The organism is Hoeflea sp. 108 (genome assembly GCF_000372965.1).
Lineage (GTDB): Bacteria > Pseudomonadota > Alphaproteobacteria > Rhizobiales > Rhizobiaceae > Aminobacter.
This window is the reverse complement of the sequence record NZ_KB890024.1, coordinates 1,934,791-1,949,826: the sequence shown is the minus strand read 5'-3', so window position 1 is coordinate 1,949,826 and position 15,036 is coordinate 1,934,791. Positions and strand designations below refer to the sequence as shown.

Here is a 15,036-nt window from a genome sequence, read left to right as displayed (position 1 = left end):
CGCGCGGGGTGCTAGGCCGACCAAGCCCGGGCGGCAAAGCTTTGTTAACCCTAATAATGTGTAATCGGACTGTCGGTATCTCCGGGTGAGAGTTCGGTCCGTTGAAAACAAAAGCTGAGACCGCCGTCTTCGGCAGGCGCAAGGAACCCCATACGGTCATCATCGCGCGCGGCAACGAGATCCGTCACTTCACGGTGCGTCCGTGGGCTGCTGCCCTTGCCGGGTCAGCCTTTGCCACGATCGCCATCGGCTATCTGCTGGCAACCTCCTATCTCGTCTTTCGCGACGATCTGATCGGCGCGACCACGGCGCGCCAGGCGCGCATGCAGCACGCGTATGAGGACCGCATATCGGCGCTCAGGGCCCAGGTCGACCGCATCACCAGCCGACAGTTGCTCGACCAGCAACTTATGGAAACCAAGGTCACCGAACTTCTGGCGCGGCAGTCCAAGCTCAGTGAGCGCAACGGCCGGCTGGAGCCGCTGCTCGACAAGGCACCGACCGAGGCTCCAGCAACAGCCCCCGCCCCTGCAAAGATCATCGACGAGCGAGCAGCGCTCGACAGCAAGACCATTGGCGGCACGGCAGCACTCGCCTATGCCGACGCCAGCAGTGCTGCCGCACGCCCCTTCTCGTTCTGGTCGACACGGTCGAGCGACGCCGACAGCGAGAGCCCGGCCGACCGCGCCGACAAGCTGTTCGTCGCCATCAACAAGTCGCTGCGCAGCATCGAGGACGACCAGGTTCAGCGCATAGACACGCTCACCGATGGCGCCTACCAGGCAGCCGATGCCATCTCGGAGACCTTGCAGAGCGCCGGGCTGGCGGTAGCCGACGACTACGGCAAATCAGATGTCGGCGGCCCGCTGGTGGCCATCGACAAATCGACGATGTTCGACAGCAAGGTGAAAGAACTCGACGAAGCACTCGACGCGCTCGACCGGCTGAAAAAACAGGCGCGCAAGCTGCCACTCGCCAATCCGGCGGCGGGGCGCCCGATCTCCAGCAGCTTCGGCGTGCGCAAGGACCCCCTCATCGGCACGCTGGCGCTTCATTCGGGCATGGATTTCCGCGCCCCCTTCGGCTCGCCGGCCCGCGCCACGGCCGCCGGCACCGTCACCAAGGCCGGCTGGAACGGCGGTTATGGCCGGATGGTGGAAATCGACCATGGCGACGGCTTCGTCACCCGCTACGCGCATCTGAGCAAGATCCTGGTGGCACCCGATCAAAAGGTGTCGGCCGGCGACCAGGTCGGCGAAGTCGGCAGCAGCGGCCGCTCGACCGGCCCGCACCTGCACTATGAAGTGCGCGAAGACGGCAATGCCATAGACCCCCTGCGCTTCATCAAGGCCGGCAAGAAACTCGGCCCGTATCTCTAGGTGCGAATCCGGAACACCAAGGCGGTTTCCGGACGGTTTCGTCCACGGGTTCAATGATCTGCGGCGCCCTTTAGACAGGGCGCAGTTGCGAATCCACCTGATCAGCCAGAATCATGCTGCGAAAGCGCCAGGCCGACTGAGTGAGCAAACGCAGCCAGCCGAAGGCGCTTTGCACCAAACGCGATTCGCCATTAGCGATCTTTACCCGCCTCGCGGGCGTTGCCACTGGCGACGGCTCAAATCTGTTTCGCACGACAGAAATACAAACCGAACGGCGCCATCGGCGCTTTCAACCGGCTTAATCTGGAGGATCAGCAAACGGGCCGAAACCCTTGAGAAACTGGCGCGAGTGACGGGGCTCGAACCCGCGACCTCCGGCGTGACAGGCCGGCACTCTAACCGACTGAGCTACACCCGCGCTCTGGACGTTGGCGCTGGGCACCGCGTCGTTGGCGCTGCATTACGGGGTTCTGTCGCACCTGTCAAATGGCGATCTTAGCTGCCCACGACCTTTGTGCAGAACGAAGGAAACCCAGGCCTTCGAACGGCCGTATCCCCGGTTGTTCCGGGACATGAATCGGCCACCGGCCACATCGCACAGCCGATCATTTCAATTCGCAGATCTCACCGGCCCGCCGACGAGTCGCGATACGAGCACTGCGCAAGCAAGACGCCGCACGGAACATGCAGGCAGCAACCACACCAGCTTTGCATCAGTCGATGGTTTTTGGAGTTAGAAAAGGCAATAGCCTTTGGAAAATATGGCGCGAGTGACGGGGCTCGAACCCGCGACCTCCGGCGTGACAGGCCGGCACTCTAACCGACTGAGCTACACCCGCGCTCCAGACGTTGGCGCAAGGCGCCGCGTCGTTGGGCGGTGAATTACGGGGTTCGATGGAGAGTGTCAAGCGACATCGAAGAGATATTCGACATTCTTTGTCGTCTCATTTTCCACAGACTGGAAACGCTACGTCAACTTGCCCTGCCCTTCGACGACCATCAGTATTTGACCTTGCAGATCAGCGGCGAACCGCTTAAACGTCCGCCGGTTGGGGCGATTAGCTCAGTTGGTAGAGCGCTTCGTTTACACCGAAGATGTCGGCGGTTCGAGCCCGTCATCGCCCACCATTTTCTCTCTGAAATTGTTATGTTTTCTGGCTTCGCGGTCAGATTTACGAAGTGCTCAACAGGTTCACCGAACCTGCATGGGCATGAATCGGCGGCAATTCCCTACCCGCTGATAGGGTCAAGGAGATGGTGGCAGCGGGCTGCTGGAATTTGCGGTTTGGGTTGCCGCAAGCTCTATTGCTCGCGGCTGCATTACTACAACACTGGTGTCTGGGAAGAATGGGCAGCGCTTCGGCATACACGCACAGCGGCCTATCGAGCAGCCACACCGCAAGGAAAGCGCCGATGAGCGATTTGACAAAAGCCATCCAACTGGCCGCTGCGGCTCACCAAGGGCAGATCGACAAGGCCGGGCAGCCGTATGTCCTCCACCCGCTCCGCGTAATGCTCGCCCTTGAACGAGAGGATGATCGCATAGTGGCGGTGCTTCACGATGTTGTCGAAGACACTGAGATCAGCGCCGGCGATCTGCGTTGTAAAGGCTTCTCGGAATCCGTCATCGAGGCCGTGTTAGCCCTGACGCGCGGGCATGGAGAGACATACGACAGTTTCATCGCGCGTTGCGCCACCAATGACATCGCAAGACGGGTTAAGCTGGCCGACATCGATGACAATATGAGGCCAGATCGCGTCGAGGCCGCCAAGCTCGATTCGAGCCTGCTTGAGCGGTATCGGAAAGCGCGGTCGATCCTCGAAGCGGCGGCGGCCCTGTGATCCCCCTCGCCCAGTCCGAAGGGCCCAAATGTCCCGTTCTCCGTGCGACCTTGGTCACTTTCCCGGATTGCACAAGCCGCTAACCTAGCCCCATTCTGCTGCACGGCAGCGCGTGTGCAAAGGCCAACTACAAGAAGCTCGAAAGAGCTGAAGGTGCCGGCATGATCCGTCTGGCGGTAGTCGACGACCACCCCCTTCTGCGCGAAGGCGTGGTGCGCAGCTTGTCTGAGATCGGCGGGTTCGAGATCGTCGGCCAGGGTGCTTCGTCGGAAGATGCCGTCCGGCTGATGCAAGAGGATCCCGAGATCATGCTGATGGACATCAGCATGCCGGGTGGTGGGCGGCCGACCGGCCCGGCCTCAGGATCGCGCTGCTGACCGTATCAGAGGCGATGAGCGACCTGATCGAGGCACTGCAGCTCGGCATTCGCGGCTACATCCTCAAAGGCGTCGGGGCGCGCTCGCTGGCCGAGATTCTGCACCGCGTCGCAGGCGGCGAGACCTATGTCGCGCCGCAATTGTCCGCCCGTCTTGTCGAAGATCTCGAAGCGCGAATCTCCAGGGACGGCAGCGGCGATCCACTGCAACAGCTGACCAAGCGCGAGGACCAGATTCTGCGGCTGGTCGGCGGCGGGCTCAGCAACAAGGAAGTGGCGCTGCGCCTGAACCTGCAGGAAAAGACCATCAAGCACCACATGACCAAGGTCTTTGCCAAACTCGGCGTACGCAACCGCACCGAAGCCGCAATGCTGATTCACGAGGTCAGGGCCGGCGCGCGCTGATCGCTGCAGGCACGGCGTTGTCTTGATGCGGCTCTCGGAACATCCGGTGCGACAGCGGCATCATCTGACAGTCCGCAGGTCGCGAAGCAGGGCCCAGATCAACGTGCCTGTAGAACCTCGCCCCGGCATTTCCATTTCGTCCGCTGTTGCCGTGACATCGGCAACTTAGCCACAATACCACTGATCGTTTCGGGTATGCCCTGCCCGCGACTACTGCTCGCGGAACGCCCGGTTGAACTGGTCGGAAAGCGGCTTTACCAGATAGGACATGGCCGTGCGCTCGTCAGTCGAGATGTAGATTTCCACGGGCATGCCCGGCAGAAGCTTGTTGTTTTCGAGCTTTGCCAATTCGTCTGATGTCACCGTGACATTGGCGACATAATAGACCTGACCGCTGGCGGGATCGCTGCTCGTTGCCGGCGAGACATAGGCGATGGCCCCTTGCAGCTCCGGCGTCGTGCGTTGGTTGAACGCCGAGAACCTGAGCTTGGCCGGGCGGCCTATGGAGATCTGGTCGATGTCGGTGGGCGAAAGCCGGGCCTCGATCTTGAGCTTGGCTTCGGCGGGAACCAACGTGACCAGTTTTTCGGCCGGCGTGATGACGCCGCCGATGGTGTGCACGGAAAGCTCGTTGACGGTGCCGGCGATCGGCGCCCTGATGTCGGTGCGTGACAGCACGTCCTCGATCGCCGCACGTCTTTCGTGGAGCTCGGATATCTTGGGCTCGACGATGCTCAGTTCACGCTGGGCCTCGGTGCGCGCGGTCTCGTCGACGGCGATGATCTGGAGCCTGATCTCGCTCATCCTCGCCCTGGCGCGCGCGATCCCCGCTTCGATCTCGGCACGTTCACCGCCAAGGCGGGCGGTGTCCCGCTCGCTGTTGTAAACACGAGCGCCCTCGATCAGGCGGCGGTCGGCCAGCCCCTTGATCTTCGAGGCTTCCTTGGCGACGAGCGCAATCTCATCGGACTTGGATTTCAGCTGGGCCTCCAGCCCCTTTACCTCCTCGCCAAGCTGCCGGACGCCGAGTTCAAGCTGGTCCTTCTGGCTGCGCCGGTTCAGCTGGTTGCCGCGAAACAGGCGCATTTCACCTGCCGAAACCACATCGAACCCATGCTGGTTCTGGACCAGTTCGGTTGGGAACGCGACCCAATCGAGATTGTCGCGCTCAGCGACGAGCCGCGCCTGGCGCGCCTTGAGTTCGGCGAGTTGGGTGCGAACGATGGTCAGTTACAAGACGGCCTAGCCGCGGATAGCGGGTTGAAACCGGGCAAAGGAAAGGCCGGAAAGGTCTTGAACCTTTCCAGCCTGTCGCCTGAGTTGGCCGGGGCATGATCGGGAACCGGGCGGGTAAACCTGGTCGGGGTTGTTCATGAACCGGCAGCGTTGGGGTCTCATCCGGTTGCGGCGTGATGAGACTGGCCCTGGCTGGCGTCAGCTTGCCAAGGCCGCCAGCCGATCTATGTCGGCTTGTGTCGCGCGGCGCTCGATGATGGTCCGCCCTCGGGCGTCCTTCATTTCATATACGCCGCCGTCGATTTCCTCCTTCGTACCGTCGGGATGCAGAACCTGGATGTTGTCACCGTCGACTTCGACGCGATCGCCGGTGCTCGGATTGACGTGGTGGTCGCCACCCTTGTCATCGTCGTCATCATCGTCATCGTCGTTGCCATGGCCGCTTGAGCCGCCATGGTCGTCGTCATCATCGTCATCGTCATGGCCGCCGCCATGATCGTCGCCACCGTCGTTGTCATCGCTGTCATGGCCGCCCGAATCGCGATCACCGCCGCCGCCGGAATCGTCGCTGTCGGCCAATGCAGTTGCCGCCACAAGCTTCGGCATGGCGCCGTCGAAGGCGAGGTGCAGCGGCGCGGCAGTCAAGGCGAGTGCGGCGGAGGCACGAAGCATGAGCAAGGTGAGTTGCAGGGAGGATCTTGCACGCATCTTAGGGCTCCTTTCGTTCGCACGGCGCGATGCGCCATGGATCGTCTTGCAAGAACCACCCTGCCGCAGCCTCGCTCACATGTGCAGCGTCCTGCGACCGATACGCCCCCGAGCCGGACCAATGTGCCACCGGCGCCAGCCTTTGGTCCTATTCCGAGCTCAAGCCGCTCAGTTGATTGAGCGCTTCGCTTACACCGAAGATGCTGACTTGCGCGTTGGCGAGACGTCCGCTTGACGACGAACGGCGCGGCCGAGCCATCGAATGCGGACGGCAGAAAAAATCCGCCGGCACACGAGGCGCCGGCGGATGATCTTGAGGCGTTGCCGCCTGCGGTGCTGGAGCGCCTCAGCGGCGCTCGATGTGTTCCACGGCCAGGAAGGCAGCCTTGGCGGCCAGCGACAGGTGGTTGGCGGCTTCGACACGCTGGGGCGTGTAGTAGTGTTCCTCGTGCAGCATATTGACCGTGCCGAGCATGGTGTCGCCGACGAAGACGGGCCAATTGAGCACCGAACCGCAGCCAAGCGACCAGATCGTCTCGTGATCAGGGAAAACGTCGGCGATGTCCTTGATTGTGTTGGCAACGAAGGGCTTGCGCTGGACGTGGATCGTGTCGAACCAATGGGTGCGGTTGATCGGCTTGGTGCCGGAGACCGGATAGGCGTCCGGATGGCTGGTATAGGTGCGGCCCGAAAGGTCCTTGGCCCAATCGAGCTTCATGACGGTGAAGAGCTTGGCGCCGACCACAACGTCGGCCAGCGCCTCAAGAGCCTTCCACACGCCTTTGACTTCGGTCGTGGTCGCAATGGCGGCATCGAAGGCGGCCAGCGCCTCGGCGAATGCAGTGTCAGTCATGATTACCTCGATATTTCAGGTCTTGGGACTTCAGTTTGGGAGCGTCAAGGGTTTCAAGCCTTGGCGTGAGACGCGCTGAACTCGATCAGCTCGCGCGAATAGGGGGTCTCCAGCGCGCCGCGCTTGAGCTGGTCGACGTTGGCTACTTCGACAATCCGGCCATGGCGCATGACGGCCAGACGGTCGCAGAGGAAGGAGACGACGGCGAGATTGTGGGTGACCATGAGATAGGTCAGCCCCTGCTCGCGACGCAGGCGCTTGAGCAGGTTGAGGATTTCGGCCTGCACCGACACGTCGAGCGCCGACGTCGGCTCATCGAGCAACAGCAACTTAGGCTTGAGGATGAGCGCGCGCGCAATCGCCACGCGCTGACGCTGCCCCCCCGACAGCTGGTGCGGGAAGCGGAAGCGGAAGCGGCGGTCGAGGCCGACCGACTGCATCACCTCGTCGACGCGCTCGCCATTGTCGGAGATGCCATGGATGGCCAGCGGCTCGCTCAGCGTTGCGTCGACTGTCTTGCGCGGATGCAGAGAGCCATAGGGGTCCTGGAACACCATCTGGCACTGGCGGGCAAAGCCGCGGTCGATACCGGGTGTGCGGGCGTGACCGAAGGCGGTGATGGAGCCGGTCCAGCTCCTTGCCATGCCGGCAATGGCCTTGAGCACGGTGGTCTTGCCCGAGCCGCTCTCGCCGACAAGCGCAAAGCTCTCGCCCTCGGCGACCGAAAGGCTGATGTCGTGGGTGACCCTCGAATCGCCGTAGGAGATGTCGAGGTGTTCGATCTTCAGCGCACTCATGTCGAAGCCTCGTTGCGTTGCAGGACCGGAAGCTCCTCGCGATCTTCGTCAAGACGCGGGATCGCGGCGAGCAGGCCGCGCGTGTAGGGATGTTTGGCGTTGCGGAGTTCGCCGGCAGCACACTCCTCCACCACCTCGCCGCCCCGCATCACCAGGATGCGGTCGCAATAGGTGGACACCAGATCGAGGTCGTGGCTGATCAGGATCAGGCCCATGCCCTTGCGCTTGACGAGGTCGTCGATGATCTCGAGCACCTGTGCCTGGACCGAAACGTCCAGCGCCGAGGTCGGCTCGTCGGCAATCAGCAGGTCCGGCTCGGGGATCAGCATCATGGCGATCATAATGCGCTGGCCCATGCCGCCCGAAACCTCGTGCGGATAGAGGCCAAGCACACGCTCGGGATCGTTGATGCGCACCGCCTCGAGCATGGCCAGCGTGCGGCCCCTGATGTCGGCGCGGGCAAGCTTCTGGTGCGTCAGAAGCGCCTCTGCGATCTGGTCGCCGATGGTCATGACCGGATTCAGTGAGAACTTGGGGTCCTGCATGACCATGGAGATGCGTGCGCCCCTGACGGCGCGCATCTGCTTTTCCGACTGGGCGAGCAGGTCGATGCCATCGAAGCGCAGCTTGTCGGCTGTGACCCTGCCGGGGGCACGGATCAGCCGCAGGATCGAGCGGCCGGTCATCGACTTGCCCGAACCGCTTTCGCCGACGATGCCGAGACGCTCGCGGCCGAGCGTCAGCGATAGGCCCTTGACCACGTCCACCGGGCCGCGCGCCGTCGGAAACGTGACGCGCAGGTTCTCGATTTCCAGGAGCGCGCTCATTGGCGGTCTCCATGTTTGGGGTCGAGGACATCGCGCAGGCCGTCTCCGAGAAAGCAGAAGCCGAGGCTGACGATGACGATGGCGAAACCGGGCATGGTCGCAACCCACCACTGGTCAAGAATGAAGGAGCGGCCGCGCGAGATCATCGCGCCCCATTCCGGCAGCGGCGGCTGGGCGCCGAGACCGATGAAGCCGAGGCCGGCCGCCGTCAGGATGATGCCGGCCATGTCGAGTGTGACACGGATGATCATCGACGAGGTGCAGAGCGGCAAGATGTGGTTGACGATGACGCGCAAGGGCGAAGCCCCCTGCAACTCGACCGCGGAGACGAACTCGGAGTTGCGGATGGTGAGCGTCTCGGCTCGGGCGATGCGGGCATAGCCGGGCCAGGTGGCAATGGCGATGGCGATAATGGCGTTCTGGATGCCGGGCCCAAGAGCCGCGACGAAGGCCAACGCCAGGATCAGCTTCGGCATCGACAGGAAGATGTCGGTGATGCCCATCAGGATGCGGTCGGTCCAGCCGCCGAAATAGCCAGCGACAGCACCGACGATCAGACCGACGGGGGCCGCGAGCACCGCCACCAGCGCCACGATCATCAAAGTGATGCGTGCGCCGTAGACGACGCGGCTCCAGATGTCGCGGCCGAGCTCGTCAGTGCCCATCCAGTTTTCGGCGCTCGGTGGCTTGAGCCGGTTGGCAAGGTCCTGGCCGATGGGCGAATGCGTGGCGATCCAGGGCGCAAACAGCGCGACCAGGATCAGGGCCAGCACGATGATCGCGCCGACCACGGCCAGGGGATTGCGCATCAAGGAGCGCGAAAGACGATAGCTGCGGCCAAGGCGCGCCTGCAGGCGCGAGGACGGCGAATCGTCGAGAAGCCAGTCGCGGGTGGTCGCCATCAGCGTGCCCTCGGGTCGAGGACGCGGTAAAGCACGTCCGAAATCTTGTTGATGCCGATGAAGACCGCGCCAATGACCAGCGTCGAGCCGAGCACGGCGTTCATGTCGGCGTTGAGCAGCGCGGTCGTCAGGTAGTTGCCGATGCCGGGCCAGGAGAAGACGGTCTCGATCATGACCGAGCCCTCGAGCAGGCCGGCATAAGACAGACCGATGACGGTGATGAGCGGCACGAGGATCGGCCGGAAGGCATGACGCCACAGCACCAGCCGCTCCGACACGCCCTTGACGCGGGCGGTGGTGACATATTCCTGCGCCAGTTGGTCGAGCATGAAGGAACGCGTCATGCGGGCGATGTAGGCCAGGCTGAAGAAGCCGAGCACGGCCGCAGGCAGCGCGATGTGCGAGAAAGCGTTGAAGAATATCTCGGTTTCGCCGGCAAGCAGGCTGTCGATCAGGATCAGGCCGGTCACCGGGTCGACCATGCCGTCATAGAAGATATCGAGGCGGCCGGGGCCACCGACCCATTGCAGCTTGGCGTAGAACAGCGCAAGACCGACGAGGCCAAGCCAGAAGGCCGGCACCGAATAGCCGAGCAGGCCGACGACACGGATGACCTGATCGAGGAGACTGCCCTGCCGGCTGGCGGCATAAACGCCCATCGGCACGCCCATGAGCACGCCGATGATGATGCCCAACGTCGCCATCTCAAGCGTTGCCGGGAAGACGCGGGCCAGATCCTCGGCGACGGGCCTGCCGGTCGAAACCGACATGCCGAGATCTCCCGTCAGCACGTTGCCGACATAGTGGAGGAATTGCACGATCAGCGGCTTGTCGAGGCCCATCTCGATGCGGGCGGCCTCATAGACGGCGCGCGGCGCGCGGTCGCCGACGACGGCGAGCACCGGGTCGATTGGCACCACGCGGCCGATGAAGAAGGTGATGGCCAAAAGGCCCAGGAAGGTGAATGCAACGGCAGCAAGGACGCCAAGCACCCCCTTTGCCGTTTTCCAGGCGTGCCGCGCATTGCGCGACGAGCCGCCGGGCCCTGTTGGAAGCGCCTGTACGGCGGAGTCGGTTTCTGATGCCACGCGGTGTCGGTTCCTACCACATTGGCCGCACCGCTGATGCGGCACGGATGTTTTCTGTCCAGCAAAATTCTGCTTGGACTATACAAATAATTTTGCTTAGATCAAAAAAATTTTGATGGGAGCAAAATTGAGCGTGTCCTCGGAGGCCAGCAAGACCGCGATGGCGAGCCAACCAAAGGTGGGCGCACTGATCCGTGCTCGCCGCCGGCAGCTGTCGATGACACTGCAGGAATTGTGCGACGCCGCGGGCATTTCCGTGGGCTATCTCAGCCAAGTCGAACGCGACCATGCCACCCCTTCCCTCGGCACCCTCGCCCAGCTGGCACGCAGCCTCGACGTGGCTGTGGATTATTTCATCGCCACCCCCTCGATGGAAGATGGGCTGACCCGCGCCGACCAGCGCAACCGCTTCTCGGTCGACGGCTCTTCGATCATCTACGAGCGCATCGCCGCCGACTTCACCGGCAACGTGCTGTCGTCCTTCATCCTCAACGTTCCGCCCGGCTACCGGTCCGAGACCGTCAGCCACGAAGGCGAGGAAATCCTGTTCATCCTCGAAGGCAAGATCACCCAGCGCCTCGAGGACGACGAAATGGTGCTTTCGGCCGGAGACAGCCTGCATTTCCGCGGCAACCGTCCGCACTCCTGGTCGAACGACACCGACAAGTTCGCGCGCATGCTCTGGACCGGCACCTTGCCGATGTTCAGGTCACGCACGGAGCATCCGGCCCTACGCGGTTCAAGGGCCGAGACAAAGACATTGGGAACCAAAAAGGAGAGAAAATGACCAAAATGTTCAAGGCCGCGCTGCTCGCCGCAGCCCTGGCTATGCCGATGATGCCGCAGGCCAGCCTGGCGGCGACGCCGGCCAATGTGCTCGTCGTGGCGCAGAACATCGACGACATCGTCAGCATCGACCCGGCCGAGGCCTACGAGTTCTCGTCGGGCGAATATGTCGCCCAGACCTACGATCGCCTGGTGCAGTATGACGCCGTCGACACCAAGACGCTTGCCGCCGGCCTCGCCAAGGAATGGGCTGCCGACGACGCCAACAAGACCATCACCTTCACGCTGCGCGACGGCGTCAAGTTCACTTCCGGCAACCCGCTGCGCGCCGAGGACGTGGTCTATTCGTGGAAGCGCGTCATCACCCTCAACAAGGCTCCTGCCTTCATTCTGACGCAGCTCGGCTGGACGCCCGAGAACTACGACAAGATGGTCACTGCCGACGGCAACAAGGTAGTGGTGAAGTATGAAGGCGACTTCTCGTCGGCCTTCGTGCTCAACGTGCTCGCAGCCCGTCCGGCTTCGATCGTCGACGCAGTGACGCTGCAGGCCAACGAAGCCAATGGCGACATGGGCAACGCGTGGCTGAAGTCGAACTCGGCAGGCACTGGCCCGTTCGCGCTCAAGGCCTTCCGTCCGGGCGAGCTGATCAACCTGACCGCCAACGCCGACTATTTCAACGGCGCCCCGGCGATCAAGGGCGTGATCATCCGTCACGTCGCCGAAGCTGCGACCCAGCAGCTGCTGCTGCAGTCGGGCGACGTCGACATGGCCAAGAACCTGACGTCGGACCAGATCGCGACGCTTGCCGGCAACGACAAGGTGGCGACCGAGACCTATCCGCAGGCTGCCGTGCACTTCCTGTCGTTCAACCAGAAGACCGAGACGCTGACGCCGCCCGCCGTGTGGGACGCCGCCCGCTACCTGGTCAACTACAAGGGTATGACCGACACCTTCCTCAAGGGCCAGATGCAGACGCACCAGGCCTTCTGGCCGAAGGGCTTCCCCGGTTCGCTCGACGAGACGCCCTACAGCTACGATCCCGCCAAGGCCAAGAAGATCCTGGCCGATGCCGGCATCAAGACGCCGATCAAGGTGACGCTCGACGTCATCAACTCGACGCCGTTCACCGACATGGCGCAGTCGCTGCAGGCAAGCTTTGCCGAAGCCGGCATCAACTTCGACATCATCCCGGGCACCGGCTCGCAGGTGATCACCAAGTACCGTGCCCGCACGCATGAGGCGATGCTTCTGTATTGGGGGCCTGACTTCATGGACCCGCACTCCAACGCCAAGGCCTTCGCCTACAACACCGACAACTCTGACGGAAACTACCAGTCGACCACCACGTGGCGTAACAGCTGGGCAGTGCCGGAAGAGCTGAACAAGGAGACCAAGGCAGCTCTCGCCGAAGCCGATCCGGCAAAGCGCAGCGCCATGTATGTCGATCTGCAGAAGAAGGTGCAGGAGAAGTCGCCGATCGTCATCATGTTCCAGGCAGCCACCCAGGTGGCCCGCGCCAAGAACGTCGAGGGCTACGTCAACGGCGCAACCTCCGACTTCGTCTACTACCGCCTCGTCAAGAAGAACTGACCAGGCAGACGACCCGGGGCCGCTCGCAAGGGCGGCCCCTTTTCCTTACCCCACGCACAATCCTAGAAGGCAAAGACAATGTACGAAGAGCGGATGGCGCGGTTGCGCGAACGCATGGCTGAGACGGGAACCGACCTCGTGATCGTCGGACCCTCGTCGCATCTGGTGTGGCTCGCGGGCATGTCGCCCCATGGCGACGAGCGCCCGGTCATGCTGATCGTGTCGCGGAAGCACGCGGGCTTCCTGATGCCAGTTCTGAACGCCGACAGCCAGCGTCCCCACACCAAGCTGCCCTTTTACCCCTGGGCCGACGCAGACGGCCCGCAGGCAGCGCTGTCGCAGCTGCTCGCCGATTGCGGCGCCAAGGATGGCGACGTCTCGGTAGCCCTCGACGAGACCATGCGCGCCGATTTCGCGCTGCTTGCCCTCGATGCCCTGCCCGGCGTCAAGCGCAGCTTCCTCAACGACACGGTCAGCTTCCTGCGCGGCAAGAAGGACGAGGCCGAGTATGCGCTCCTGAAGATGAACGCCGTGCTCAACGACGGCGCCATGAAGGCAGGTTTCGCCGCCCTCAAGGAAGGCGTGACCGAGCTGGAAGTGGCCAAGGCGATCCGCGACTTCTTCGCAGCCAACGGTGCCACCGCCGAGTTCGCCAGCGTCTGCTTCGGCGAGAACGGCGCCTTCCCGCACCACCACACCGGCAACCGCAAGCTCAAGGCCAATGAAGCCGTGCTGATCGACATCGGCGGCCGCAAGGACGGCTACCCGTCCGACATGACCCGTGTCGGGGTGTTCGGTGACAAGCCTGAGGGCTTCGACGAGGTGCATAGCGTGCTGGAGCGCGCTGTGCAGGCAGCCATCGCCGCCGCCAAGCCCGGCGTTGCCGCCAAGGAAGTCGACAAGGCCGCTCGCGACGTCATCACCGCCGCCGGCTACGGCCCGAACTTCCTGCACCGTACCGGCCACGGGCTCGGCATCGACATTCACGAGCAGCCCTACATCACCGGCACGTCGGAAACGATCCTGCAGGAAGGCAACGTGTTCTCGATCGAACCCGGCATCTACCTGCAGGGCCGCTTCGGCCTGCGGCTCGAGGAGATCGTAATCCTGCGCGGCAACCGCGCGGAAGTGCTGTCCGACCTGCCGCGCGAGGCATTCCTGGTCGAAGCCTGAGCCTTCGCCACTCCAATCGAACAAGGAAAGGGCCGCAACCGCGGCCCTTTTTCTTTGGCGCAATGCCCCCACCTGCCCCCGCAACGACGGACGATGTGACAAGCAGGCCATTCATTTTCCTGGCGCGGGTGGTATCGTCGCGGTCAGGAGCCGGAACATTGCGCGGAGGGGGCGGTGCGTTCTTTTCTCTTGGCGACAGCGGCGTTGATCTCATTACAAGCGAACGCCGCGGAACAGACCTTTCCGGCCGATGGCGGCCTGATCTACTTCAACATGCCCTCAGGCAATGTCGGTTGCCAGTACACGCCATCAGGCGGATCGGACGTCTACATGCCCGAGGATGGCGGCCCCGAACTCGGCTGCGACCGCATCGAGCCGACCTACCAGAGGTTCATCCTCGGCAAGGCGGGGAAAGCCAAGCGTTACCAAAATGTCGGCGACACCGGATGCTGCGATGGCACGCACACGCTCGACTACGGCAACAGCTGGAGGAAAGGTCCGTTCACCTGTACGTCGGCAAAAGCCGGGCTGACTTGCACCCGCAACGACGGCCACGGCTTCTTCATCAGCAAGACCAGGACCGAAGTCAACTGAGCGGCCGAAGCAGTCGCGGCACAGGTTGCCGGCCGTCAAAAAAAGAAAAGCCGGGCAAGCCCGGCTTTTCAATCAATTCTGGAAGGCAGCGATCAGTTGACCGCGTCCTTCAGGCCCTTGCCGGCCGAGAACTTCGGGACCGTGCGGGCCGGGATCTTCACTTCCGCGCCCGTCTGCGGGTTACGGCCAGTGGACTCCGCGCGTTTTGACACGGTGAAATTTCCGAAACCGACAAGCCGGACATCGCCGCCGTTCTTCAGTTCGCCGGTGATGACGGAGAACACCGCATCAACAGCGGACTGCGCATCGCCCTTGGAGAGCTTGGAAGCCTCGGCGACAGCGGACACTAGTTCGTTCTTGTTCATTCAAATTCCCTTCCATGAGAAAACCGGGACATAAGACTCAGCCGGTAGGAGGAGGACTTTAGAAAAAGCTTCCGCCACAACCAAGTCTAAAAGGCCCCAAAAATCGAAAAAA

At 62.8% G+C, this 15,036-nt stretch carries 17 protein-coding genes and 3 tRNA genes; 10 read left to right on the top strand and 10 right to left on the bottom strand.

All coding sequences use genetic code 11. From position 1 onward, the window contains the following. Nucleotides 1-101 precede the first annotated feature (101 nt). Complete coding sequence (locus B015_RS0109415; RefSeq protein ID WP_018427438.1) at nucleotides 102-1,379, top strand: M23 family metallopeptidase; 1,278 nt, start codon at nucleotides 102-104, stop codon at nucleotides 1,377-1,379. A 341-nt stretch (nucleotides 1,380-1,720) separates the two neighbouring features. Here the strand turns inward: B015_RS0109415 and B015_RS0109405 are convergent. Both B015_RS0109405 and B015_RS0109400 read right to left on the bottom strand, forming a co-directional pair. Continuing rightward, nucleotides 1,721-1,797: transfer RNA gene (locus B015_RS0109405), tRNA-Asp, on the bottom strand. Nucleotides 1,798-2,141: 344 nt separating this feature from the next. Further along, nucleotides 2,142-2,218, bottom strand: a tRNA-Asp gene (locus B015_RS0109400). Nucleotides 2,219-2,431: 213 nt separating this feature from the next. Here B015_RS0109400 and B015_RS0109395 point away from each other — a divergent pair. The 4 genes from B015_RS0109395 (at nucleotide 2,432) to B015_RS34140 (ending at nucleotide 4,002) form a co-directional block, all read left to right on the top strand. Continuing rightward, nucleotides 2,432-2,507, top strand: a tRNA-Val gene (locus B015_RS0109395). A 285-nt stretch (nucleotides 2,508-2,792) separates the two neighbouring features. Then, a complete protein-coding gene (locus B015_RS0109390; RefSeq protein ID WP_018427436.1) occupies nucleotides 2,793-3,221 on the top strand; it encodes an HD domain-containing protein in 429 nt (142 codons plus the stop codon). A gap of 161 nt (nucleotides 3,222-3,382) precedes the next feature. Continuing rightward, a complete protein-coding gene (locus B015_RS34145) occupies nucleotides 3,383-3,598 on the top strand; it encodes a response regulator transcription factor (RefSeq protein ID WP_343122974.1) in 216 nt (71 codons plus the stop codon). A 14-nt stretch (nucleotides 3,599-3,612) separates the two neighbouring features. Then, the gene (locus tag B015_RS34140; protein WP_343122973.1) at nucleotides 3,613-4,002 is read left to right on the top strand and encodes a response regulator transcription factor; all 390 of its coding nucleotides are present in this window, start codon (nucleotides 3,613-3,615) and stop codon (nucleotides 4,000-4,002) included. A 210-nt stretch (nucleotides 4,003-4,212) separates the two neighbouring features. Here B015_RS34140 and B015_RS30700 read toward each other — a convergent pair whose 3' ends face one another. Beyond that, entirely contained in the window at nucleotides 4,213-5,226 is a 1,014-nt protein-coding gene (locus tag B015_RS30700; RefSeq protein ID WP_245262309.1) for an HlyD family type I secretion periplasmic adaptor subunit, read from the bottom strand. Between B015_RS30700 and B015_RS33800 the strand changes: the two genes are divergently transcribed. Further along, entirely contained in the window at nucleotides 5,116-5,337 is a 222-nt protein-coding gene (locus B015_RS33800) for a hypothetical protein (RefSeq protein WP_018427434.1), read from the top strand. The two genes, B015_RS30700 and B015_RS33800, sit on opposite strands and share 111 nt — an antisense overlap. Nucleotides 5,338-5,436: 99 nt before the next feature. Here B015_RS33800 and B015_RS0109370 read toward each other — a convergent pair whose 3' ends face one another. From B015_RS0109370 to B015_RS0109345, 6 genes are all read right to left on the bottom strand, one after another. Beyond that, nucleotides 5,437-5,946: a hypothetical protein gene (locus B015_RS0109370; protein ID WP_026227069.1), complete on the bottom strand. Its 510-nt coding sequence runs from the start codon at nucleotides 5,944-5,946 to the stop codon at nucleotides 5,437-5,439. A gap of 346 nt (nucleotides 5,947-6,292) precedes the next feature. After that, nucleotides 6,293-6,799, bottom strand: coding sequence for a GAF domain-containing protein (locus B015_RS0109365; protein ID WP_018427432.1), 507 nt, complete (start codon nucleotides 6,797-6,799; stop codon nucleotides 6,293-6,295). Nucleotides 6,800-6,852: 53 nt separating this feature from the next. Beyond that, nucleotides 6,853-7,596, bottom strand: coding sequence for an ABC transporter ATP-binding protein (locus B015_RS0109360; protein ID WP_018427431.1), 744 nt, complete (start codon nucleotides 7,594-7,596; stop codon nucleotides 6,853-6,855). Continuing rightward, nucleotides 7,593-8,423 carry an ABC transporter ATP-binding protein gene (locus B015_RS0109355; protein WP_018427430.1) on the bottom strand — a complete coding sequence of 277 codons (831 nt, stop codon included), beginning with the start codon at nucleotides 8,421-8,423 and terminating at the stop codon, nucleotides 7,593-7,595. The genes B015_RS0109360 and B015_RS0109355 overlap by 4 nt, the downstream gene beginning before the upstream one ends. Continuing rightward, nucleotides 8,420-9,325, bottom strand: coding sequence for an ABC transporter permease (locus B015_RS0109350; protein ID WP_018427429.1), 906 nt, complete (start codon nucleotides 9,323-9,325; stop codon nucleotides 8,420-8,422). Before B015_RS0109350 ends, B015_RS0109355 begins: the two co-directional genes overlap by 4 nt. Then, entirely contained in the window at nucleotides 9,325-10,317 is a 993-nt protein-coding gene (locus tag B015_RS0109345) for an ABC transporter permease (protein ID WP_018427428.1), read from the bottom strand. The genes B015_RS0109350 and B015_RS0109345 overlap by 1 nt, the downstream gene beginning before the upstream one ends. A gap of 229 nt (nucleotides 10,318-10,546) precedes the next feature. On the opposite strand from B015_RS0109345, the gene B015_RS0109340 reads away from it, so the two are divergent. From B015_RS0109340 to B015_RS0109325, 4 genes are all read left to right on the top strand, one after another. After that, nucleotides 10,547-11,200, top strand: coding sequence for an XRE family transcriptional regulator (locus B015_RS0109340; RefSeq protein WP_245262308.1), 654 nt, complete (start codon nucleotides 10,547-10,549; stop codon nucleotides 11,198-11,200). Further along, a complete protein-coding gene (locus tag B015_RS0109335) occupies nucleotides 11,197-12,792 on the top strand; it encodes an ABC transporter substrate-binding protein (RefSeq protein WP_018427426.1) in 1,596 nt (531 codons plus the stop codon). The genes B015_RS0109340 and B015_RS0109335 overlap by 4 nt, the downstream gene beginning before the upstream one ends. A gap of 78 nt (nucleotides 12,793-12,870) precedes the next feature. Further along, on the top strand, nucleotides 12,871-13,965 hold the full coding sequence (locus B015_RS0109330; protein ID WP_018427425.1) for a Xaa-Pro peptidase family protein: 1,095 nt from the start codon (nucleotides 12,871-12,873) through the stop codon (nucleotides 13,963-13,965). 174 nt (nucleotides 13,966-14,139) lie between these two features. Continuing rightward, on the top strand, nucleotides 14,140-14,559 hold the full coding sequence (locus B015_RS0109325) for a DUF6636 domain-containing protein (RefSeq protein WP_157632704.1): 420 nt from the start codon (nucleotides 14,140-14,142) through the stop codon (nucleotides 14,557-14,559). Between the two features lie 92 nt (nucleotides 14,560-14,651). Here B015_RS0109325 and B015_RS0109320 read toward each other — a convergent pair whose 3' ends face one another. Beyond that, a complete protein-coding gene (locus tag B015_RS0109320) occupies nucleotides 14,652-14,924 on the bottom strand; it encodes an HU family DNA-binding protein (protein ID WP_018427423.1) in 273 nt (90 codons plus the stop codon). Between the last annotated feature and the right edge of the window lie 112 nt (nucleotides 14,925-15,036).